General features: G+C 60.9%; 18 protein-coding genes. 9 read left to right on the forward strand and 9 right to left on the reverse strand.

The window, feature by feature from the left end:
• The first annotated feature begins 257 nt into the window (after positions 1 to 257).
• Positions 258 to 656, forward strand: a complete 399-nt coding sequence (locus E5K00_RS01430) for a cupin domain-containing protein (protein WP_167856704.1) — start codon at positions 258 to 260, stop codon at positions 654 to 656.
• A gap of 80 nt (positions 657 to 736) precedes the next feature.
• On the opposite strand, the gene E5K00_RS01435 is transcribed toward E5K00_RS01430, so the two are convergent.
• Positions 737 to 1261, reverse strand: coding sequence for a DinB family protein (locus tag E5K00_RS01435; protein ID WP_135460951.1), 525 nt, complete (start codon positions 1259 to 1261; stop codon positions 737 to 739).
• 128 nt (positions 1262 to 1389) lie between these two features.
• Positions 1390 to 2343 (reverse strand): helix-turn-helix transcriptional regulator, encoded by a 954-nt coding sequence (locus tag E5K00_RS01440; protein ID WP_135460953.1) that lies wholly within the window; start codon positions 2341 to 2343, stop codon positions 1390 to 1392.
• A gap of 303 nt (positions 2344 to 2646) precedes the next feature.
• Between E5K00_RS01440 and E5K00_RS01445 the strand changes: the two genes are divergently transcribed.
• Positions 2647 to 4248: a protein adenylyltransferase SelO gene (locus E5K00_RS01445; protein WP_135460955.1), complete on the forward strand. Its 1602-nt coding sequence runs from the start codon at positions 2647 to 2649 to the stop codon at positions 4246 to 4248.
• 194 nt (positions 4249 to 4442) lie between these two features.
• Here E5K00_RS01445 and E5K00_RS01450 read toward each other — a convergent pair whose 3' ends face one another.
• Together E5K00_RS01450 and E5K00_RS01455 are read right to left on the reverse strand one after the other, a co-directional pair.
• On the reverse strand, positions 4443 to 4961 hold the full coding sequence (locus E5K00_RS01450) for a hypothetical protein (protein ID WP_135460957.1): 519 nt from the start codon (positions 4959 to 4961) through the stop codon (positions 4443 to 4445).
• 121 nt (positions 4962 to 5082) lie between these two features.
• A complete protein-coding gene (locus E5K00_RS01455) occupies positions 5083 to 5565 on the reverse strand; it encodes a DinB family protein (RefSeq protein WP_135460958.1) in 483 nt (160 codons plus the stop codon).
• A gap of 181 nt (positions 5566 to 5746) precedes the next feature.
• On the opposite strand from E5K00_RS01455, the gene E5K00_RS01460 reads away from it, so the two are divergent.
• The 7 genes from E5K00_RS01460 (at position 5747) to E5K00_RS01490 (ending at position 14578) form a co-directional block, all read left to right on the forward strand.
• On the forward strand, positions 5747 to 6484 hold the full coding sequence (locus tag E5K00_RS01460; RefSeq protein WP_135460960.1) for a hypothetical protein: 738 nt from the start codon (positions 5747 to 5749) through the stop codon (positions 6482 to 6484).
• A 134-nt stretch (positions 6485 to 6618) separates the two neighbouring features.
• Positions 6619 to 8439, forward strand: coding sequence for a DUF885 domain-containing protein (locus E5K00_RS01465; RefSeq protein ID WP_135460962.1), 1821 nt, complete (start codon positions 6619 to 6621; stop codon positions 8437 to 8439).
• A 783-nt stretch (positions 8440 to 9222) separates the two neighbouring features.
• On the forward strand, positions 9223 to 10164 hold the full coding sequence (locus tag E5K00_RS01470) for a hypothetical protein (protein ID WP_135460964.1): 942 nt from the start codon (positions 9223 to 9225) through the stop codon (positions 10162 to 10164).
• A 414-nt stretch (positions 10165 to 10578) separates the two neighbouring features.
• Complete coding sequence (locus E5K00_RS01475) at positions 10579 to 11490, forward strand: hypothetical protein (protein WP_135460966.1); 912 nt, start codon at positions 10579 to 10581, stop codon at positions 11488 to 11490.
• The gene (locus E5K00_RS01480; RefSeq protein WP_135460967.1) at positions 11477 to 12055 is read left to right on the forward strand and encodes a 3'-5' exonuclease; all 579 of its coding nucleotides are present in this window, start codon (positions 11477 to 11479) and stop codon (positions 12053 to 12055) included. Before E5K00_RS01475 ends, E5K00_RS01480 begins: the two co-directional genes overlap by 14 nt.
• 708 nt (positions 12056 to 12763) lie before the next feature.
• On the forward strand, positions 12764 to 13594 hold the full coding sequence (locus tag E5K00_RS01485) for a helix-turn-helix domain-containing protein (RefSeq protein WP_135460969.1): 831 nt from the start codon (positions 12764 to 12766) through the stop codon (positions 13592 to 13594).
• Positions 13595 to 14008: 414 nt separating this feature from the next.
• Positions 14009 to 14578, forward strand: coding sequence for a cupin domain-containing protein (locus E5K00_RS01490; RefSeq protein WP_135460971.1), 570 nt, complete (start codon positions 14009 to 14011; stop codon positions 14576 to 14578).
• A gap of 341 nt (positions 14579 to 14919) precedes the next feature.
• Here E5K00_RS01490 and E5K00_RS01495 read toward each other — a convergent pair whose 3' ends face one another.
• From E5K00_RS01495 to E5K00_RS01515, 5 genes are all read right to left on the reverse strand, one after another.
• Positions 14920 to 15078 (reverse strand): pyridoxamine 5'-phosphate oxidase family protein, encoded by a 159-nt coding sequence (locus tag E5K00_RS01495; RefSeq protein ID WP_135460973.1) that lies wholly within the window; start codon positions 15076 to 15078, stop codon positions 14920 to 14922.
• A gap of 84 nt (positions 15079 to 15162) precedes the next feature.
• Positions 15163 to 15585, reverse strand: a complete 423-nt coding sequence (locus E5K00_RS01500; protein ID WP_135460975.1) for a DUF3592 domain-containing protein — start codon at positions 15583 to 15585, stop codon at positions 15163 to 15165.
• Positions 15586 to 15593: 8 nt separating this feature from the next.
• Positions 15594 to 20618, reverse strand: coding sequence for a DNA repair ATPase (locus tag E5K00_RS01505; RefSeq protein ID WP_135460976.1), 5025 nt, complete (start codon positions 20616 to 20618; stop codon positions 15594 to 15596).
• A gap of 104 nt (positions 20619 to 20722) precedes the next feature.
• Entirely contained in the window at positions 20723 to 21151 is a 429-nt protein-coding gene (locus E5K00_RS01510) for an endonuclease domain-containing protein (RefSeq protein WP_245328183.1), read from the reverse strand.
• 102 nt (positions 21152 to 21253) lie between these two features.
• Complete coding sequence (locus E5K00_RS01515; protein WP_135460978.1) at positions 21254 to 23413, reverse strand: flotillin family protein; 2160 nt, start codon at positions 23411 to 23413, stop codon at positions 21254 to 21256.
• Positions 23414 to 23444: the final 31 nt, after the last annotated feature.

Below are 23444 nucleotides of genomic sequence, written 5' to 3' on the forward strand. Positions count from 1 at the left end.
AGGAGCAGCTACCGTTCCGCTTCGAGCACAGCATATGAATACCTGCTGGTTGGCGTCTTCCAGGGAGTTGCTGCCGCCGGTGGCCCGGGTCAGTCTTGTTTTGTTCCCGGGTGGCGGGTAAGGATTCATCCCGTATTTTTTCTATATTTAGCTGAGGGCTAGCTGCTACAATGGCCTTGCAAAGGTGATTTCGCCGGAAGCTAGCCTTGTTGATCTGGTAAATTGTCCTATTTCATGGTTTACTTTAACTGCGCGGTATGAATCAGAATAACACATTGCTCGGCCCGATGAAAGATGCCGACCACCGGGAAGTAGGCGGGGTGCAGGTCGACGTGGTGCGCACCGGGGCGGCCCGCGTCAAGCGCATCGTGTATCCGGTTGGGTTTCGGTGGTCCCAGAACCTGAAGGCCATTGTGGGCACGCCCTTGTGCATGCACGCCCACGTGGGCTTTCTGGCCCAGGGCCAAATCAATATTCAGTATGCCGATGGGGTGGTGGAAACGTTCGTGGCGCCCCAGGCCGTGGCCATCGAGCCGGGCCACGACGGCTGGGTAGTGGGCGAGGAGCCCGCCATCCTGATTGAGTTTGACTTTGAGCGCGACACCGTGGAGCGGCTCGAATTGCCCCTCACCCACAGCCCCAGCGCCATTTCCTGACCTGCCGCCCGCCGCCCCAACGCCACGCAACCCCGACCAGCACGTCTGGTCGGGGTTGCGGAACGGCGGCCCGGTAGGCGCTACGCTACCCAAGTAAATTCGTCGGCCGAGGGGCCGTAGATATAGGGCAGGGGCACGTCGAGCAGGCGCAGGTACACGGTCAGCTGGCCGCGGTGGTGAATCATGTGGCTGATCAGGTGGCGCACGATTTCGGCCCGGGTCTGCTCCAGCAGTACTTCCTCGCCCCGGCGCAGCGTCCAGAGCACGTCGAAGGCTTCGGCCGGCGCGGCGGTCAGGGCCGCGGTGGCGGAGGCGCCGTTGGTGGCCAGGCGCTCCAGCAGCTCAGCGACGCTGGCCGCTTTGGCGGGGTTTCCCGTCTCAAACTGGTTCAGGTCCAACTCCGTCGCCTGCATGGTCATGTCGATGCCGCCCAGCAAGTCGGCAATGTGGGTGGCCAGCACCGTCAGCGTCATGGATTTGGGGTGGGGCTGCCAGCCGAGCTGGTCTGCCGGAATCCGGGTCAGTAGGCGGCGGGTCAGCTCCAGTTCGTGGTCAATTTCGGAAACCAGGGCCTGGGCAAGGGGAGTGAGGGTGGCAGTCAGCATCTGCGGAAGTAGGTTTGGGGTGAATGATGGCTCAAACCTAGCGGCCCCCAGTGACAGCCCTATGTCAGCAGGCGGCGGGTATGTTGAAAAAAATATCCGCGGCCTACTGCCGGCGGCTGGCGTCGGGCTTAGCCAAAGCACGCATACGCCCTGTGGGCCAGCTCGCGCACCCGCTCCCGCAGCTCCACCGGCGCGACGATGGTGACCTGCCCGGCGAAGAGCAGCAGCCAGCGGGCCAGGTACTCGGGCTGGCCGGTGAGAAAGGTGATTTCCAGCTCGCCCGCGGCCGTGGTTTGCTCCTGCACCGCGCCGAAATGGTGCTTGTTTTCCTGCACCCGGGCCGCCGCTTCCGGGGCGAAGCGCACCAGCATGGGCTGGGCCTGCCGCCCGGCGGCCTGCTGCGCCCAGTACGACTGCAGCGTCTCGGGCCGGGGGGCAAACTGCTCGTCGCGCAGGTGCAGGTTCACGATTCGGTCGAGGCGGAAGTCACGGAACTCCTGGCGCAGCCGGCAAAAGCCCACCACGTGCCAGTAGTGGCCGAAGTAGATGCCGATGGGCTCCAGCTCGCGCTGGGAAGCCGTGCCCTGGTAGCCGGCCCGGTAGTCGAGGCCCACCACGCGCTGGTCGGCAATGGCCGTGAGCAGGCGCTGATGGATGTTGGCGGGCGGCGCGTGCGGCGTGCCGCCGGGCCGCCCGGTGGGCAGAATCGTGATGCGCGGACCCAGATCTTCGAGGTAGTCCCGGTCGGTGCGGCGCAGCACGGCCCGCAGCTTGTCCATGGCCGCGCTGCTGAGCTGGGCCGAGTGCGCATCGGTAAGCCGGCTCACCAGCTTTTCGGCCGTGAGCAGGGCCGTGGCTTCCTCGCGCGAGAACATGACCGGCGGCAGCCGGTAGCCATCGGCCAGGCAGTAGCCCACGCCCGCCTCCCCGCTCAGGGGCACCCCGGCTTCTTCCAGGGTGCGCAGGTCGCGGTAGATGGTGCGCAAACTCACGCCGTAGCGCTGGGCCAGCTCGGGGCCCTTCACCACGCGCTTGGCCTGCAATTGAATCAGAATGGCGGTGATACGGTCGAAGCGGTTCATAGCGGCCGGAAAATTACCGATTCTGCCCGAAGCCCACCGAGTGTACCTTGCGGCGGGGTAGCCGGGCCGCCGGCTTCCGGCAGCTTTCCGGGAGTATGGAGTTGTACCTTATGCGGCCGGCTTTTCTAGAATAAGGTACACATCTGTACCCTATTCCGGCAAAGCTGTTCGGATAAGGTACAGCTACGGGCCCGGCCCGGCCGCCCAAACAAGCCCACCGAAACCTTGTTGGCGAACTTGCGGCCTCGTCCCTGCTGTTGCCAGGTGCTGCGCTGCTTCCAGCTTACTTTCTTTTCTCTACTGATGCCCACTTTGCCAACGATAGATCAGGCCGCTTTTCAGAACTCCTTCGTGGAGGAAATGCGCGGCGACGACTCCCTGCACAACGTGCCCCGGCAGGTGCCGGGCTACCACTACTCCCGGGTGCGGCCCACGCCGGTGGCGGCTCCCCGGCTGCTGGCCTGGGCCGATGAGCTGGCCGATTTTCTGGGCTTGCGCAAGCCCGCCGAGCGGGGCCCGGCCGTGGAAGCCCTGGCCGGCAACCGCGTCACCGACACCATGAAGCCCTTTGCCGCCCGCTACGGGGGCCACCAGTTTGGCTCCTGGGCTGGGCAGCTCGGCGACGGGCGGGCCATTTCCCTGGGCGAAATCGTGGCCTCCGATGGCCGGCCCTGGGAAATTCAGCTCAAGGGCGCGGGCCCCACGCCCTACTCGCGCCGCGCCGACGGCCGGGCCGTGCTGCGCTCCTCGGTGCGGGAGTTTCTGTGCAGCGAGGCCATGCACTACCTGGGCGTGCCCACCACCCGCGCCCTGAGCCTGGTCAGTACCGGCGACGCGGTGGTGCGCGACATGTTCTACAACGGCAACCCCCAGGCCGAGCCCGGCGCCATCGTGGCCCGGGTGGCGCCCACGTTTGTGCGGTTTGGCAACTTTCAGCTGCTGGCCGCCAGTGGGGAGCTCGACAACCTGCGGGCCCTGGCCGACTACGTTATCCGGCGCTACTACCCCGAGCTGGGCGCGCCGACGGAGCCGACGGTGTACGTGCGCTGGTTTGAGGAAATCTGCCGCCGCACGGCCGTCATGATTGCGCACTGGATGTCGGTGGGCTTCGTGCACGGGGTGATGAACACCGACAACATGAGCATTCTGGGCCTGACCATCGACTACGGCCCCTACGGCTGGCTGGAGCCCTACGACCCCGACTGGACGCCCAACACCACCGACTTCGGCACCCGCCGCTACGCCTACGGGCAGCAGCCCAACGTGGGCCTCTGGAACCTGTGGCAGCTGGCCCGGGCCCTGGCCCACCTGGTGCCCAACCCCGAGCTGCTGCGCCCCGCCCTGGATTTGTACTCGGCCACGTTTGCCGCCACCCGCCACGAAATGCTGCTGGGCAAGCTGGGCCTCACCGACCAGGCCGACGCCGCCGACCAGGCGCTGTTTGAGGACCTGAACGAAGCCCTGGCCGCAGCGGAAGCCGACCTGACGCTGTTTTTCCGCCGCCTGTCGCACGCCGCCCCGGCCGTGCTGGCAACGCCCGAGGCAGAAGCGGCAACCTGGCAGGAGCTGCTGGCCGCCGCGTGCTACACCGACCAGCCCGAAGCCCAGCAGAAGCTGCGCCAATGGCTGCCGCGCTACCTGCGGCGGCTCCGGCAGGAAACGGCCGCGCCGGCCGCCATCCGGGCCCAGATGCTGGCCGCCAACCCCAAGTACGTGCTGCGCAACTACCTGGCCCAGCAGGCCATCGAAGCCGCCGAGGCCGGCGACCTGTCGGTGCTGAACCGCCTGATGCAGGTGCTCAAAACGCCCTTCGCCGAGCAGCCCGAACACGACGAGCTGGCCGCCAAGCGCCCCGAATGGGCCCGCGAAAAGCCCGGCTGCGCCACGCTTTCGTGCAGCTCGTAGGCCGTCAAGGATAAGGCGGCTTTCTGCCGCTGACTCTAAAGCTTACCGCGCCCTGAACGCGCAAACGCTCCTTACCGCCGCAGTGGTAAGGAGCGTTTGTATGTTCAAGACTAACCGGGAAAAGCCTGCTGCGCGGCTAAGGGCAGCGCGGGGCGGAGTTGGCCTGCAAGATGCCGCCGGCTAGGCAAGTGGGGTTAGCGGTAGTCCTTGTCCTTGAGCTTGCCCATAATGGCCCCGGGAAAGGCGTGGCTGAGGTCGTAGTCGACCAGGGCCGCGTAGAGCTTCTCGTTGTTGAAGCGGGCCAGCTTACCAATGCCCACGCCCCCGAATACGCCAAATAAAAGGCCCCAGCCCAGCGGCGTCACCTCGACGGTGGTCGTGCCCGAGTCGGTGGTTTTGGTGCCGGTTTGGCTGGCTACGGCCCCGATAACGCCGGCCCCGGTGAGCAGCCATACCACGCCGCCCGTATGCTTGCGGCTGAACAGGTGCACCACGGCGCGGGCTTCTTTGTCGTCGGCGTAGCGCTGGTAGAGGTAGTCCTTGTACTTCTGGCCTTTCACCTGGGCCGGCCGCAGCAGCGGGGTGGCGCGCGTGGCCACGGAGGGAGCTGCGGGCCCGGTTTCGGCGGCCGGGGTAGTGGTTTGGGCGAAGCTGCCCACGCTCAGGCTGCCGACAAAAGCAGCGGTAATGATGCTGCGACGTAAAAATGACATCAACTAAGGGAGTAAAGAGAGGAAAAATCGGGAAGGCAATGCCGCTAATATACCGGGTTTTGGCCCAGGCTTCAGGACTCTTTTCCAGTTTGGTGCCCCGGTCGCGGCGGCGGGCCCGGCGTCAGGACCAGTTGCCGAGCAGGCGGCGCAGCAGCACCAGCTGGCCCATGTGGTAGGAGGTGTGGTCGGCGATGAGCATGGCCTCGCGCAGCAGGTTCTGGCCCGTGCCGTGGGGCAGGGGCGCCAGCAGGTCGCGGGCCGGGTCCTGGAGCAGGGCCAGAAACTGGTTCCGGTCGTGCCGGATACTGCGGAGCGTGGCCTGGAAGGTGGCTTCGTCGGCTTCGTTAGCGGCGGCGGGCCAGTAGCCGGCGGGCCACTCCGGGGAGCCGTGGGTGGCGTCGCGGCAGAACTCCAGGATATCCCACTGGGCAATGCGGATGTGCTCGACCAGCTCCCAAAGCGTGTAGGGCACCTGGGGCACGCGGCGGTTGAGGTCGGCGGCGGGAATGTCGGCGCAGGCTTCTTCGAGCGAGGCGTGGGCAAAGCCTTTTTCGAGCAGGCTTTTCAGCTCGGCCACGATGGTGGCGCGGGTGGATGATTCCATAAGGAGAAGAGCGGGGAAGCAGGATAAAACTACTGGGCCAGCGGCGGCATTCAGCCGCCAAGCCAGCTCAAAGATGCGCACAAGCAAGCGGCCGGAATATACAGGTGCCGGCAATTAATTCTGTACTTTTCAACCCTATCTGTTGCAACGACTCTTTACTACAGCCATTTTTTACCAGCCCATGAAACCGACTTATCTACTCCTGATGACCGGTCTGGTGGCCGCTTCCTGCCAAAAGCAGGCCGCAGTCGAGCCCGCTGAAGTGCCGGACCCGAACTGGGTGAAGCTGGAAATTTCCACTGAATTTTCCAGTGACGCGGCCTATTCCGTTGCGGGCGACCTGGACCGGACGCTGCTGGTGGCCACCAAGCAGAAAGTGTATGCCTCCAGCGACCAAGGGAAAACCTGGCGGGAAAGCCACGACTTTAATGGCCCCGTCCCCGGCCTGCTGCAGCGCCACGACACGGTATTTGCCCTGACGTTCACCCAGACCAATGCGCTGGGCCAGACGGTAGCCTCCTTCGCCGACATATATACCGCCGACTTTGGCACCACCTGGCACTACACCGCCGAGAACTACGCCTACGACGAGTATCGCACCATGAGCCGGCCCATCGGACTGGTAACCACGGCGGCTACTACCACCTACCGGATCCGGGAAAACTCCAAGCCTATGCCCAACTCCACCTCCCGGCTAAATACGGCTTCTGATCTGCTGCGGCTGGCGGGTGCGGTCCAGAAGGAGCTGGGCTTACCCGCCCGGCACTACCTCAACAACCTGCACCTCGATGCCCAAAACCGCCTGTACGTGGCCGCTTCAGGGCTGCGCTTCGATGCCACGACCGGCGAGGCTATTCCGCCGGAAAAAGGCAAAAAGCAGCCGGCTATCCTCTACGTGTCGCGCCAGCCGCACCCCTAGCGGTAGGCATCCGCCCTTGGGCTTTTACCCCCGCGAAGCCCCCGGCATGTGCCGGGGGCTTTGTCGTTATTGCCGGCCTCGGCCACTGCCCCGGCTGAAAGCAGACTGCCGGCTTGCTGCAACCCCGGAGCATAATGGCGTTACATTTAGCCTGCACCACCAACTCTACTTCCGTGAAGCACCTGTTTTTGTCGGCTACGCTGGCGGCGGCCCTGCTGGGCCCCCTAATGAGCCACACCGCCGCCCCCGCCGCGGCCGATTCGCCCCAGCTGGCGGCCCTGTTCGATTCGTACTGGGACGAGCGCGCCCGCCTCTACCCGGTGGAAGCCACCGGGCAGGGCGACAACCGCTACAACGACCAGCTGCCCAACGACGGCACCGTGGCCCACCGGGCGGCCCAGCGGCAGTTTTTTGAGCAGTACCTGGCTAAGCTCAAGCAGTTTGACCGCTCGAAGCTCTCCGACAACGACCGGGTCAGCTACGACATCTTTCTCTACGAGATGCAGATGCGCCTGGAAGGCCTCCGGCAGAACAGCTGGATGATGCCCTTCACCCAGTTCAGCGGCCTGCCCATTGGGCTGGCGCAGCTGGGCGCGGGCTCCGGCAACCAGCCCTTCAAAACTACCCAGGACTACGACAACTGGCTGAGCCGGGTGCGGGTCTACCCCGTGTGGGCCGATACGGCCATCAGCAACTTCCGGCGCGGCATGCGGGCCGGCGTGGTGCTGCCCCGGCCCCTGGTGGAAAAGATGCTGCCCCAGCTCCAGGCCCTGGTCACGCCGGACCCCACCAAGAGCATTTTCTACGGGCCGGTAGCCAAGTTTCCGGCCGGGGTGCCGGCCGCCGAGCAGCAGCGCCTCACGGCCGCCTACCAGCAGGCCATCCGGGAGCAGGTGGCGCCCACCTACCAGAAGCTGCACGACTTTCTGCAGAACGAGTACCTGCCCAAGGCCCGCACCAGCACCGGCATTTCGGCCGTGCCCGGCGGGGCCGACATGTACCGCTACGCCGTGCGCTACTGGACCACCACCGACAAAAAGCCGGAGGAAATCTACCAGACGGGCCTGGCGGAGGTGAAGCGCATTCGGCAGGAGATGGAGAAAATCAAGGCGGAGACGGGCTTCAAGGGCGACCTGAACGCCTTTTTCGCTTACCTCAACACCGACCCCAAGTTCATGCCCTTCAAAACGGCCGACGAGGTGCTCGGCGTGTACCGGGGCATTCAGGCCAAGATTGACCCCAACCTGAAAAAGATGTTTGGCCGGGTGCCCAAAACCGGCTTCGAGGTGCGGCAGACGGAGGCTTTCCGGGCCGCCTCGGCCTCGGCCCAGTACAACCGCGGCCTGGCCGACGGCTCCCGTCCCGGCATTTTCTACGTGCCCATCGTCGATGCCACTAAGTACAACGTGACGCGGGGCATGGAGTCGTTGTTTTTGCACGAGGCCATTCCGGGCCACCACTACCAGATTGCCTTGCAGCAGGAAAACGAGCAGCTGCCCAAGTTCCGGCGCTTCGCCTTCTACAGCGCCTTTAGCGAGGGGTGGGCCTTGTATACCGAGAGTCTGGGCCGGGAGCTGGGCCTCTACACCGACCCCTACCAGCGCATGGGCGCCCTGAACGGGGAGATGCACCGCGCTATCCGGCTGGTGGTCGACGTGGGCATGCACACCAAGAACATGACCCGGGAGCAGGCCATCCGGTACATGATGGACAACCGCGCCATCGACGAGCAGGCCGCCACGGCCGAAATCGAGCGGTACATGGCCTGGCCGGGGCAGGCGCTGGCCTACAAAACCGGGCAGATGAAGATCATCAGCCTGCGCGGCAAGTACCAGAAGCAGCTCGGCTCCAAGTTCAAGCTCAGCGCCTTCCACGACCAGCTGCTGCAAAACGCGGCCATGCCCCTGGACCTGGCCGAAAAGTCGATGGACGCCTGGGCCGCCACGCAGAAGTAGGTAGCGCGGAGGGCCGGGAGTCGTTGTTTACCCTGTCATCCTGAGCCCCGCGAAGGACCTTCCTCGCCTCAGTGACAAACACGAATCAATGTGCAAAGCCCTTTACCGCTGGCGTGGTAAAGGGCTTTTGTGCGTTGGCAACAAACGGTAGTGGGGTAGGCGAGGAAGGTCCTTCGCGGGGCCGTAGGGGGGAGACGGGCGGGCGGGCGGGCGCCTCACCCCGCGCGGACGGGCGCCTCACCCCCCCGGCCCCCTCTCCGAAAAAGGAGAGGGGGAGCCAGGCGAAACGTCTTACAGGAGTGGGACTCTAAGCCCCTCTCCTTTTTCGGACTCTGCGCATCAAGCAGATGCGGGTTGGGGTGAGGCGCAACGGCAGCACGCGAGATGCTTCGGCTGCGCTCAGCATGACGGGCTAAATACTACTGCTTGGCAGATCAATACCTGTGTAGAAACGCCTCGTGACGTGAGTTGCGGGGCGTTTTGGTGGGTGGGTGGCGGGGGAAGGGTGGCGACGTGCGGGAGGCAAGTGGCGGGTTGCGGGAGAGGTCTGGCGGTGTGCGGGTGATAAGTGGCGGGCTGCGGGAGATAGGTGGCGGTGTGCGGGTGACAAGTGGCGACGTGCGGGAGACAAGTGGCGGTGTGCGGGAGACAAGTGGCGGGCTGCGGGGAATAGGTGGCGGCGTGCGGCGGATGGGGTGGAGGTTAGAGAGAAAATGGGTAGCTTTTGCAGCCGGTCGTGATGAGCCGGATCTAGTTCACCCTTATTTATTTACCAGTTGCTTTATGAATACCAAACAGCAGAATCAGGTCACGATGTATGGAGCGGTGCTGCGCTTCCTGGAGGAGGCGGGCAGCCCGCTGATGACCATTAAGCGGATTGCGACGGGGCGGGCGGCGCTGGCCGGGCTGGTGGCCCGTATCGGGCAGACTATCGCCGCGCAGGACCACACCACGACGGAGGTGACGCGGGACCGGCAGGCGGTGAAGGCGGAGGCGGCCCAGAAGGCCGAGATACTACGGTTGCTGACGGTGGCCCTGACCTCGGACGCGGCGCTGCGCGGGGAGCTGCGGGAGCCCCTCAGCCGGGTGGTGAAAGCCAAGGATGCCGACCTGCTGGCCTACCTGACCAAGATTGACGCGGCCCTCGACACGCTGGCCCCGGCCGACCTGGCCGACGCGGGCTACGACGCGCGGGTGCGGCAGACATTGCGCGCCGACCTGACGGAGCTGACGACCACGCAGGGCGCGGCCCGGCAGATTGAGACGGGCACGAGCACGGCCACGGCTACGCTGCCGGAGCTGCTGGCGGCGGCCAAGGAAACCCTGGAAACGGCCCTGGACCCCTTCGTGAGGGCCCAGGAGCTGGCCCAGCCGGAGCTGGTGCGCCAGTATGAGGCCGTGCGGATGCTGGTGAAAACGGCGGCCCGGCGCAAGGCCGAGTACTGGGGCACGGCCCAGTACGGCAAGCCGGTGCTGGTGTACGACCGGCGCGAGGCGGGCGTGGTGGCGCCCACGCTGGGCAACCGCAGCGGCAAGGGCCTGACACTGCGCTTCTACACGGCGGTATCGGCGGGGGCGGCCCCGGCCCCGGGGCAGGGCGTGGTGGTGAAGCACAAGACGGACGCGCACCTGTCGGACTACAGCAAGCTGGGCGCGGCGGATGCGCCGTATCTGCTGGTGGTGCTGGAGCAGGTGGATGGGGAGGGGCGGTGGGTGGTGCGGTAACCCCACCCCCCGGCCCCGGGACCCCACCCCCCGGCCCCGCATCTGCTTTATGCGCAGAGTCCTCCGGGAGAGGGGGAGCCTAACGATTTTTGGGTATGAGAAAGGCCCCGGCGCGGTTGCGGCGGGGCCTTTTTTGGTTGGAGGCTGCACGCTTGAGTAGCTGTGCTGCGAATTGGAGTGGCCGCTTGTGTTGTTTGCCCGGCTGTCGGAGGACGTTAGCGGTACAGCTGCTCTGGCGTGGTGGTCACTCAGGGGAAGTATGGTAAAGATAGATAACTGTATGACGACTTAAGGTTAGCTGAATGTAGTGATATAGTTAAACTATTAATTGCGAATATAATGAGGGTAATGTGTCATTTATGTTAGATTTGTATTGCGTATTAATATAGATACGTGTCAATAAATATAATTACGATGGGAGACTTTCTTGCAAAATTCGAGAATTTTATATTTGATATATTGGGCTTGGCTTTGCCTGGTCTAATATTGCTTGTTTTTATTGTTTTTCCAGCTTATTTGTTTGACTTTGATTCAATATATTGTCCGGAAATTAAATCTTCAGGATTTATTTCTTCTCTGTACTATCTGTCTATATTATTTAAAGATGAAATTAAATTTGATAATATGAATCACATTGTTTTATTCATACTTGCATGTTACATGATAGGGCATGTTGTGAAGGTGTTGTCTATAATTTTATATGAATTAATGGTTGCTTTGTTTGATAAAGGTATAAATATTGTTTTCAATAATATTTATTACCGAGTGAGATATGAGTTTTATATGGATTGGTGGTTTGTAACAGGTAGAAATTTTAGAACAACAATATTTTATATTATTATAAAGAATTTTATACGATTTATAAAGAATACTATAAAGAAAATATTTTCTTTTAAAGGTGAAAAATATGATTTGAATAATGAGATTATGAACAAAAAATCCATTGAAATTATCAATAGAAAGTTAAACATGTCTTTTCCTCGAAACTGGTATTCAACGTACAAACTATCGGTAATAATTAGCAATCAAGAAAATCTTAAGTCTCTGGCTGGTAACTATTTGTCTAAATATAACTTATATCGCTCACTGTCGTTCATAAATTTGGTTATATTTGTATATGCATGCTTGTTCTTTTCCTACTTTTCGCCTTATCTAGATAAAGGGATTTTGAACATCAAAAACTATATTTACACTATTATTCTTGTATTGTGGTTTGTGTTTAATTATAAGTACAAAAGATATTGGACCCTTTGTGGTAATGAATCCCTCGTTTCGTTATTTTATTTTTTAAACAAGGAAAAACTCAAAGCGAATGAAATCCAATAAAATTTTATTCTTGGACACTGAAACTGGTGGTTTGGATCCTGAGATAAATAGCTTGCTATCTGTTGGTTTTATAGTGTGGCAAGAAGGTAAAATCTTGGATGGTATAGAAATTTTGATTAATGATGAAGTGTTGAATGTGAGTGAGTATGCCTTAAAAATAAACAAAATTAATATTGCTGATCACAGAAAAAATGCTTTTAAGTCTGTTGATGCTATAAATAAAATAAATGAATTTATTTCTAAACACTTTAGTAAGACGCATCATGTTACATTAGCTGGTCATAACGTTGGTTTTGATGTTTCTTTTTTAAGAAAATTTTATGAAATAAATAAAATATCTTTTAAAGATAGATTTTCTCATAGATACATCGATACGTCATCTATTATTAAATTTCTGTATTTATCTGGTGTGCTTGATATAGATGTTAGCTCGTCAGATGCAGCATTTAAATATTATTCAATTAATGTAGAGGGTAGGCATTCAGCGCTGGGAGATGCTACTGCTACTGCTCTTTTGTTTAATAATCTAATGCGTGAAGTGGATAAAAGCAGGAAATATATTTAATCGATTTTCGATGTATTTATATTTGATATGTTTGTAAGTAAACTGCAAAAAATATAATAACCAGCTTGCGTGTAATATTTGCAATGATAAATATATTACGTATGAATTTAATATGAAATTAACGCTTGGATTAATTGTAGTTGGTCTTTTTGGTATCAGTAATACATTTGCCGTAGTCACTATTAATGAATGAAAATAGAAGGGGAGTTGAAGATGGAATCAATAGATAGTATTTTTTTGATTTAAGCGAATTTAAAATGATTCAATAGTGCAGTAATTCATAGTATATTTTATCGTTGTCTGAACTTTCCAAATACGATTATTATCTGATGTTTAGGATATTATCTGCCGTTGAGACTGTTGCCCAAACTAATCGGAAATAGTTCAGACCCGTTTAGTAGGGCTCAAGAACTGGCTTGCTTAGCCGAAGTTAGTACCTCGTACCTCTTACTTCTGGTTTCGAACTGCTTTATGTATAGCGGCCGCTGGGCACGAATGCCTCCGGGCAGGGCTAGGATAAGTCGCCATTGATTCCCGGTCCCGGACGTGGTATATTTAAGAGTTGCCGCTGACCCGGGACGGACCTGTGCCGCATCGGCGGGAGGCGGGAGGCGGCTGGGGTTTTGGTCGTTGCCGGGGTGCCGGGGTGCGCCGACCCACGGCCCGCGCCCGGGGCGGCGGGGGCCTCTCACGCTACTGCCGCTGGTTATGATGCTCCAGGATTTTTTGCCCAGCCCGCCGCTGCGTGACTACGTCCGGGTTATCCAGGTGATTCACTTCGTGTTTCCGGCCGGGGCCGTGCTGCCCTTCAAGGCCTACCCGCCCCGGCCCGAGCAGTGCCTCGCGTTTTACCCGCGCGATGCCGAGGCGGTGGCCTACGCCGGCGGGGCGGCCCGGCAGCAGCGGCCCCGCGCGGCCCTGATCGGGCAGCACGCGGTGGTGAGCAACCGCTACGTGGGGCGCGAGTTTCTGGCCTTGCAGGTGGTGTTGCAGCCGGGGGCGCTGCACCGGCTCACGGGCATTCCGCAGCCGGAGCTGACCAACACCTTTGTGGATGCCGAGGCCGTGTGGCCCACCGAGCTGCGCTGCCTCAACGAGCGGCTGAGCAGCACCGAGTCGCCGGCCGAGATGCTCACGCACATTGAGGCGTTTCTGCTGGAGCGGGCGCGGCGGGTGCGACGGGCGGCCCACCCGGCCGATGCCGTGGCCCGGCTGCTGCTGCAACCCCAGGCCCCGGCCTCCCTCGACGCGCTGGCCGACCAGGCCTGCCTGAGCGCCCGCCAACTCGACCGTAAGTTCACGGAGCACATGGGCGTGGGGCCCCGGCTCTACGCCCGCATTGCCCGCTTCGACCGCGCCTTCCGCCTGAAAAACAGCCACCCCCAGCTCGACTGGCTCAGCATTGCCCTGGCCTGCGGCTACTACGACCACCAGCACCTGGCCAAAGACTACCGGGCCTTCACGGGCCAGTCGCCGGGCGACTTCTACCGCCAGGATACCCAGGCCCCGGAGCGGCATTTCGGCCTGCTGGAGCGGTAGGGTAGTGGGGGGGCACTGCGGCCCGATAGCCCGTCATGTCGAGCAGAGCGAGACATCTCGCGTGCTGACGTCGCAGGAGTAATCAAGAGGCTGTTTAGAAAGTCGCCTAAAACTCGCTGGAACGTCATGCTGAGCATGTGGCGCATCAAGCCAGGAACGAAGCATCTCGCGGGCAATGGTACTCAGAGAAGTTTCCAGTGGGGTACATCATGTAGAGACGCAAGATGTTGCGTCTCTACCTCCTCTGCCAGCCCGGGAAGTGCTCTGATTACCATTGCCCGTGAGATGCTTCGGCTTTCGCCTCGGCATGACGTTCTGTTTGGGCGTCGGCGGAAAAACGTCTATTTCTTACCAATACGCCGGGGCGCGGCGGGTGCATGTTTGCGGGGTATGTATCACCTAACCCTGCTGACTATGAAACGCCGTCAATTTCTGGTTACCGCTCTGGCCGCTACCCCGGCCGTGGCCCTGGCTGCCTTGCCCGGCCTGCCGCCGCTGCCCGACGAGGCCGCCGCGCCTGGTCCTGCCTTTGTGGTGGGGGCGGGGGTGGGGCGCTTTCGGGAGAAAACCCTGGTGGGGCCCAATCCCAACGACATCAAAATCTCCACCCGGGATACGGGCGGGGCCTTGTCGGTTTTCGAGTACACGGGCGTGGCCAAGGGCGGGCCGTCGTTGCACGTGCACCTGCGGCAGGATGAGATTTTCTACGTGCTGGCCGGGGAATACCTGTTTGTGGTGGGCGAGGAAACGCACCAGCTCCGGCCCGGCGACACGATTTTCCTGCCCCGGCAGGTGCCCCACACCTGGACCCAGCTCACCGACGCCGGCAAGCTGCTCTACTGGCTGCAACCCGCCGGCCAGATGGAGGACTTTTTCCGGACCATGCCCACCGGTCCCACGCCCCCGACCCTGGAGCAGCGGCAGCAGCACTCGTTGCGCTACGGCATGAAATACCTCGGGCCGCCCCTGCCCATCAAGGCCTAGGCCGCGGGCGGGCAACCTGCCGGGGTGGGCACTGGACTACACCGCCCCGACAGGCTTCGTCGGCCGTTGTGCGGGGGGCTGACGATTTTGGGCATGGGAAAGGCCCCGGCGCGGTGGCGGCGGGGCCTTGTTTGTAGTGGCCCCGCCGAGCAACTGTGGAGCCTGCGGGGGATGAGCAGGCTTCGTTTTCTATAGCTGCACGGATAGTTGCCAGCTGGAGGACTTGGCCCGGCTGATGATTTCCGGCACTGTGGTCATGTAAGTTTCACCCGTGAGGTTATTGCGCAGCGCTACCCGATGACGGGAACCGAGTGCGTCGGCGGCGGCTATTTCGCTTTCGGTCAGGCCACCCGGTTGGCATCGAACACGCGCAGGGTGTCCTGGCCCTTGGGCGAGATATTGACGCGCCCATCCGCGGCGGCCGTGCCAACGAAGAAGATGTGCTGTTGTTCGATGAAGGTCTGAATGTCGGCGTTGATGCCGGGGTATTGCTTGCCCATGCGGAAGAAGCGTTTAGCAGTAGGTCAAGGTAGAATAGGTGGGCGCGGGGCGCAAGAGAAGAACAGGTAATGAGTGTTTTTGTACTAGGGGAGCAAATAAGCCAGCCAGAAAGAGTAACCTATGCATCCTAGGCCTCCAAGCATAAGAACTATAGGACTGTAACTGTTAGCATAAGAGCCAACAGTAAACTCTTCGGGATTGGTCTGATTGTAAACTATGTCAATAGATTCACCTTCGCGGTAGCGGCTATCAAATTTATCAACGAAAGTCGTAAAGCTTTTAGAAATCCAACGTTGATCGGCAGTCACGAAACGGATAGAGTAGTGGAATAGACCTTGATCATCAAATAGCTTTAGCCAAGAATTATCAATGACACTAGTGACGATGCCAGTGGTTTTCTGACCGCACCGGGCTAAGTTCTCATGTTTATTGCGCAGTATATTGCCCCGCAGTAAGCACATTGCACCTACAGAAAACCACAGGAAGAGTTGAATTTCAGGGGCCATTTTGCAAGTTACTCGCGTTTTAGCGCTTCCCGGATGCCGCTTAGGCCGCCGGCAATGTTTTCCAGTTTCTCGAGCATTTGGAGGAGCTGGGCGGGGCCGGAGTGGCGGAGGTTGTCGAGGTAGGTTTGCTTGATTTGCTGCCAGCGGGCGGCTTGCTCGGGGGTGAGCCAGCCGAGCAGCTCGCGCAGCTTGAGCAGGTTGGCTTCGGTGGCGCTGGTCAGGGTTTGGGCTTCGCTTTCGTAGTGGGCGGCCAGCAGGTCCGTTATTTCCTGGTCATTCATCACGGGGCGGACTTTCTCGGCCAGCTTGTTCATGTTGCGGTAGGAGCCCTGCAGCTTGAACGGTGGCTCGGTGCGGTAGGCGTCGGCCTGGGCGGCGCTGGCAATGTAGGCGGCATTTACCTGGGCCACCACGTCGCGCAGGCGCAGCAGCTGGCCGAGCACCGCTACGTACTCGTTGAGCTCCTCGGGGGAGTGGTTTCCCTCGAAGCTGAGGCCGTCCTGCTGGCCGGTTTCGGCGAGGCGGATGAGGGCGGGCACGTCCTGGGGGCTTTGGGTGGCGAGGCGAGCCAGGGCCGTGTTGCTGGTAAGGGCGTTTTCGAGGTAGGAGAGGCGGAATGCGTCTTCGGAGCCGGCCGTGAGGATGTCGCCGAGGTTGTAGATGTCGGCGCGGTTGGCCAGCATGTCGGGCAGCTGGAACACGTCGCCGCTTTCGGTGTAGGGGTTGCCGGCCATTACCACGGCCACTTTGCGGCCCCGGAAGTCGTAGGTGCGGGGGCGGCCCTGGTACACGCCCTCAATCTTGCGCTGGGCGTCGCAGAGCGAGATGAACTTCTGCAGAAACTCGGGGTGGCAGTGCTGGATGTCGTCGACGTAAATCATCACGTTGTCGCCCATCTCGAAGGCCAGATTCAGCTTCTCCAGCTCCTGCCGCGCCCCGGCGTTGGGGGCCTGGGCGGGGTCTACGCTGGTCACGGCGTGGCCGATGGCCGGGCCGTTGATTTTCATAAAGATGAGGCCCAGGCGATTGGCCACGTACTCCATGAGGGTGGTTTTGCCGTAGCCGGGCGGCGAAATCAGCAGCAGCAGCCCCATCAGGTCGGTGCGCTTGCCCTCGCCGGCCGTCCCGATCTGCTTGGCTAGGTTGGCCCCGATGATGGGCAGGTACACTTTATCAATCAGCTGATTGCGCACGAAGGACGTGAGCACGCGGGGCCGGAAGTCTTCCAGGCGCATTTCCTCGGCGGCCCGAGCCAGCAGCTGCTTTTTCGTCTCCTGAAACTGCTCGAACTGGGCCACGGTGGCGCGGTCGTAGTGCAGCAGGCGGCGGCGGAAATCGGGGAAGTTGAGGTGGTATTCGTTTTTCGTTGTTTGGTTTTCGTTGTTCGTGGTGATGCGCGGGTGGGTGCCCTGGAAACCTTCGAGGGTTTCGGTGGTGGGCGTGTGGACTACGCGGGCGGGGTCGAAGGTGTGGGTGAGGAGTAGGACGGCGGTTTCGAGGACCCCACCCCCCGGCCCCCTCCCCTCCGGGAGAGGGGGAGCCTGATGATTATCGTTGGTGGGATTTTGTAGTTGGGTTAGTGTTAAACCAGAGCCGTCTGCTGACGCGAGGCTCCCCCTCCCCACCGGGGAGGGGGTTGGGGGGTGGGGTCTGGCCGCCTGCACCCACTGGCGCACCAACTGGAACTGGGCTACGGGCTGGTCCTGGAGCTGGGTGATGGACTGTTGGAACAGGTCGGTGGCGTGGCGGGCGTGGAGCTGCTGCTCGAACTTCTGGTAGAGGTCGGCGGCTTCGTGGGAGATGATGAAGGAGCCGGTGTGGGTGAGCTCGTGAAACAGGTAGTCTCCGGCTTCCTGCACCTGTTCTGGCGTGAAGAGGCCGGTTTGGGCGGCAAAGGTTTCGACCGCGGCTTGCAGCTCGGCTTTAAGCTGGTCGAACTCCTGCGAATCGGGGAAGACCTGCAGTAGCACGCCGATGCCCTGCAGCTGCCGCTCCCAGTGGGCGCGCTGGTCGGGGTCGGCGAAGCGCAGCCAGTAGAGGGCGGCTGCGGCGCGGGTATCTGCCGGGTAGCGGAGCAGGTCGGCGGTGCGGGTGAGGCGCACCAGGGCCATGAGCAGCAGGGCGGCGTCGTGGTCGTGCACGCCTTTGAGGTAGCCTTCCTGGTAGCGCGCAGCCATAAACTGCTGCACGTAGGTGAGCAGCTCGGCGGCGCTCAGATGAGTTAGCTCGGGCACCGACAACACGGCGGTGCGGCCGGCCTCGGGGTTGGCGGGGGCGGGATGGTGGGCGGCCTGCAGGATGCGCCAGGCCAGAAATTCGGCCCGGTACACGTCCTGGTTTTCTGATACCACGGTTTGCTCCCACACGGGCCGGGAGGCCAGCAGGGCCGGGTCGGTTATCTTCTGGAAGAAGTTGGTGCCGGTGAGGTGGTAGTGCAGGTCGCCGTCGCGCAGCACCACGGTCAGCTCCAGGGGCTGGGTGTTCACGGTAAAGGCGTGGGAGCCGAAGCGCAGGGTCTGGCCGCCGTCGGCGAACAGGTCGGCCCGGTCGCGGAGCTGGCGCACGGCGTTTTCGCGCAGGGTTTTCAGGCGGCTCTGCACGTCGTCGGCCTTCACCGAGTCGCCGAGGCTGAGCAGGTCCTGGGCGGTCTGGCGCACCTTTTTCACCATCACGTCGGCGGCAAAGTAGCCGTTGATGTTGGCCACCGATTCCAGCCGGCTGACGCGGCTCTGCACTGCCTTCAGCAGCCGCTCCGCGCTTTGCAGCAGGGCGGTGGCGCGCTGGTTGCGGGCGGCCACCAAGGCGGTTTTCTTCGACTCGAAGGCTTCCACCACCTGCTCGCGGCGGGTGGTCAGCTGCTCAATGAACTGGTCGAAGTCGGGAAACTTGCCTTCCAGCTCTTCCAGCTGCACCATGAGCTTGGTCAGGTACTCGTCGCACTTGGCGGGGGTGTCGGCCAGGTCGAGGTAGTTGGTGAGGGCCTGTTCCAGCAGCTTGAGCTGGGCCGTAAATTCGGCCTGGGCCTCGGTGCCGGCCAGCGCCTGCCGCCGCCGCTTCAGGGCCGCCCGAATCTGGTTGAAGCGGGCGTACACCGTCGAGATGTTGTCGATGATGGCCGTGGTCTGGGTGGGGTCGGGGATGGGTAGGTTGCTCACCACCTCAATCAGCAGCTCCAGCTCCTGGGCCACGGCGGCGGTTTCCTGCTCGCGCTGGTCGGCTTCGATGGTTTTCTGCACCTGCTCTACGCCGTCGGCAATGGCCTGCACGCGCTGGGAATAGGGCAGAAGGGCATCGGGCCGGAGCAGGAACTCCACGGTTTGCAGCGCCACCTCCTTGCTCAGCGCCTCCAGGTCCTGGGCGTGCTTTTCCACGGCCGGTAGCTCCACGTAGCGCAGCTCCTTCAGCGAAATAACCTCGCCCCGCACCCCGCGCAGCTCGCCCAGCAGCTGCACAAACTCCGTGACGGTATCGGGAGCCGAGCGGCGGATGCGGCCGGTCAGCTCGTCGGCTTTCTGAAACACGGTGGCCGTTTGCTGGGCCGTGTTCTTGCGCAAGCTCTGCACCTTCTCGAACTCCTCCACGGCCGCCGTGGCCGTCTGGCGGATTTCGGCCAGGGGCTCGGCCAGGGCCTGGGCCGCGGGCTCGCGCAGCCAGTGGTAGGCGTCGGTGAGGGCGGTGGTCTGGCGGATCAGGTCGAGGTAGAGGCCGGCGTAGGAGTCGTCCTTGCCGGCCAGGGTCAGGACTTCCTGCACCTCGCTCATGGCCCGCACGATTTCCTTGTTGCCCAGCTTGTAGAGGTAGGAGTCGGAGGTGACGGGCAGTTGGAAATCGGGGGCGGTGTAGGGCGTCTGCCAGATCTGCACGGCGTGGTGCTTCTTGGGCTCGTCGTCGGCGCGGAAGTAGCACAACTCGCCGTTCTCAAACAGCGCGTAGCCGTGGCACACAATGGGGTTATCCACGCGCTGGGCAATGCGGTTGTAGCTCAGCAGCAGGTAGGTGCCGTGGTCCTTGTTGAAGAACACGTACAGGAAATCCTCCCCGTTCGGCGACACCACGCGCTTCTCAAACAGCATCTCGCGTAGGCCGTTGTCGAACAGCTTGTTGTCGCCGGTTTGCAGGTAGAAGCCGTGCGGGAAAATCAGGCCCTGGCCATCAGGCAGCAGCACGCAGGCATCGGCCAGGGCGTCGAGGCGCTGGGCGGTTTTGAGCCGGTGATTGAAGATGAAGTAGCGGTACTGCTGCTCCTGGTAGGGCCGGATCTTGAGCAGAATCAGGTTGCCGACCACGGCGAAGTAGATTTCCGAGTCGTCGAGGGTCTGGTCCTTGTCGTCCACCGGCTCGCTCAGAATGCCCTGCCCGGTGCTGGTGTTGTCCTCGATTTTGATGGTCAGGTCGCCGCCCACGGTTTCGACGAACACCTTATCCTCGATGCTGATGTGGGGGTGCCGGCCGCCGCGCTGCATGTCGCGGGTGGCGCGCTTCCACTGGAACTCGTGCTGGGGCGGGAAAGTGTACTCGTGGTCGGAGCGGTTGTCGAGGTAGCTCAGCGTATCGCCCTGCACCAGCCACTTAAACGTCTTCACATCCGACGCACTCTTGCCCACCCGAAACACCATGAACAAGTGCACGCCAATGACGGCGAACTTCACGAACTGGGTGTTCTTGTAGTAGCGGTACAGGTTGCGGAACTCCTCCAGAAACTGCGGGTGCTGCAGCAGCTCCAGCCCCAACGGCCGGAAATCGTGCCCGGCGTACTCGTACACCCCAAACACGTCGGCCAGATCCGGCTCGGCCTTCAGCCCCAGCACCACGTTGTAGCCAAAGATGAACCGCTGGCCTACCGGCACCATATCCCAGGCCACGCAGTTGTTTTCGGTGCTGATGCGGCCGGTGCCAATTAGGCGCGTATCCACGGCCCCGAACACCTGCTTGCGCTCCGCATTGAGCGTATCGAGGCGCTGGCGCAGGTCGGTGCTGCTCTTGAGCAGGCGGTTGCGCAGGATTTCGTAGGTGCCGGTTTCGAGTTGGTTCATAGCGGGACCCCACCCCCCGGCCCCCTCCCCTCCGGGAGAGGGGGAGCCACGGCGGCGCGGATGATTTAAGTTGTTGGTTGGTGGGGAGCGGCTGTAGTGTTGGGTTAGCCTTGGGAGGTTGGGAGCAGTAGTTGTAGATGCTCCCGGATGGTTTGGAGCACTTGGGGCGTGTTGTGCAGTACTTCCTCGTTGGTGAACCGCAGCACTAGAAATCCGGCTTCCTGTAAGTTGTGAGTGCGGCCGCCATCGTATTCGGCCTGGTCGATGTCGGCATGAATGCTGCCATCAACTTCAATAATTAGCCAGGCCTGCAAGCAAACGAAGTCAACGATAAATTGCTGAATAGCGTGCTGGCGGCGGAACTGCACACCTAGCTTGTGGGCGCGCAGTTCTTGCCAAAGGTGGTTTTCAGCCGGAGTTGGGTTCTTGCGATTAGCACGAGCATATTCCTTTAAGCTCTTAACCCACCGCTTCGCATCCGTCGTGTACATGCCAAACGGGTAAGGCGACTGCTCATCAGAATCCTGATCCATAATCAATAGCTTTTATCACTACAATCTCAAATCAAGATATCAAAATCACCCGCGCCGCCGTGGCTCCCCCTCTCCCGGAGGGGAGGGGGCCGGGGGGTGGGGTTACAGCATCCGCGCCGGCTTATCCCCGATGCCCAGCGCCACAGCCGTGCCGGCCAGCTGCGTGATGGTGGCGCGGGTGGCGTCGTCGCCGGCCTGGTTCATCATTTTGAGCAGCAGGGCCGAGACGCTCAGGTTCTTGATTTCCTCCGAGCTGAGGCCGAACTGGTCCACGAAGCGGCGCAGGTTGGTTTTGAAGTCGCCGCCGCCGTCGGGGCTGAAGAAGGCGTCCTTCACGGTGCCCAGCACTTCGGAGTTGTGCACCGTGCGGTCAATCATCTTGCCCTTGGTGATGGAGCCGATGATCTGGTCGAAGAACATCGTCTCGCCGCCCACAATGTCGATTTTGGCGGCCTTGAGGGCCTCGCCGATAACACCGGCTTGGGAGGCGGCAATGTCCTTCTGAATGTTGATCTGGGCCAGCTCCACCGATTTGTCCTTGTCGAGGCGCAGCTTGAACTCCTCGTGGTCTTTGCCCACACCGTCGAGCTTCTTCATGGCGTCGGCCTTGGCTTCGATGCCCTTGGCTTCCACCGCGAATTTCTGCTCCGATACGGCCGCTTCGGCCAAGCCTTTTTTCTGGTCGGCGTCGGCGCGGAACTGGATGATGTCGGCGTCGGCCTGGCCTTTCTCGCGGTTCACTTTGGCGGCAACCAAGCCCAGCTTCTCGTCGGCTTCGGCCTGGGCGCCGGCTTTGGCCTGGATGGCCTGGGCCTCGGCGGCGGCGGTGAGCTGGAGCACGGCGGCTTCGGTTTCGCCTTCCTTCTGGCGGGCGGTGGCTTTGGCCTGCATCACCTGCGCTTCGGCCAGACCCACGGCCGTGGCTTTGCTGGCCTCAGCTTCGGCCAGCGTGCGGATGGCCTGGCCCTTGAACTCGGCGGCGGCCTTCTCGGCTTCGGCATCAATGAGGGCCTGCTTGGCGCGGAACTCGGCGGCCTGGCGCTCCATATCGGCATTGCCTACCAGCGTGACGGTCGCGGCTTCGGCCTGCTGCTTGGCGGCCGTCAGGGCCACCAGCTTTTCGCGCTCGGCCAGGGCCTGGGCGCGGGTATCCTTGATTTTTTCTTCTTCCTGCACCGTGGCCTTTTCCACCGTGATTCGCTCCCGGATAATGGTCTGGATGTTCTTTTTCTCTTCTTCCAGGGCCTTCTCCTTTTCAATCTGGGCCAGGGCCACAATCCGCTCCCGCTCGTTTATTTCCAGGGCTTTGGCCTGGGCTACGCGCTCGGTTTCCACGGCGTCGGTGCGCTGTTTGTTGCGCTCGGCCACCAGCACCTGCCGGTCGCGGTTCTGCTCGGCAATGCGGACTTCCTCCTCGGTGGCAATGCGCGCCTTCTCCGATTTCAGGGTTTCTTCCTGCTGCACCTTGGCCGCCTCGGCCACTTCCCGGGCCTTGATGTTGGCAATTTCGCGCTTCTGCTTTTCCTGGTTTTCAATCAGCTGCTTTTCCAGCTGCAGAATGGTTTCCTGGGCTTCCACATCCTGCTTCTTGATGGTTTTCTGCTGCTCGCGCTGGATGGAGTTGGCCTGGATTTTCTGCTCCGAAGTCAAAGCAATAATCTTCTTGATACCCTCGGCGTCCAGAATGTTGTCCTGGTTGAGGGCCGTGAGCGGGGTTTGCTCCAGGTAGTCGATGGCGCAGTCGTCGAGCACGTAGCCGTTGAGGTCGGTGCCGATGATGCGCAGGATTTCCTGCTTGAACTGCTCGCGGGAGTTGTAGAGCTCAATGAAATCGAAGTGCTTGCCCACGGTTTTGAGGGCTTCGGAGAACTTGGCGTCGAAGAGGTTTTCCAGCGCGGCCGGGTCGGAGGCGCGGTGTGCCCCGATGCTCTGGGCCACATTCAGCACGTCGTCGTGGGTTTTGTTGACGCGCACGAAGAAGTTCACCTTCACGTCGGCCCGCAGGTTGTCTTTGCACACCAGCCCCTCGGAGCCGGCCCGCTGGATGATGATGGTTTTGAGCTTGATGTCCATCACCTCCAGCTTGTGCAGCACCGGCACAATGAAGATACCAGTAAACGACACCTTCGTGTCGCCCATGCCGGTGCGCACCAGGGCCTCGCCCTGCACGGCCTTTTTATACATGCGCGCCACCACGGCAATAATGCCGAGCAGGAATACGCCGAGCAACACCAGCACGGCGAGGGAAAGTTGACCAATCATACGGGGGAGGAGTAAAGTAGAATCAGAAGAA

The sequence above is a fragment of the Hymenobacter aquaticus genome (genome assembly GCF_004765605.1).
GTDB classification, from domain to species: domain Bacteria; phylum Bacteroidota; class Bacteroidia; order Cytophagales; family Hymenobacteraceae; genus Hymenobacter; species Hymenobacter aquaticus.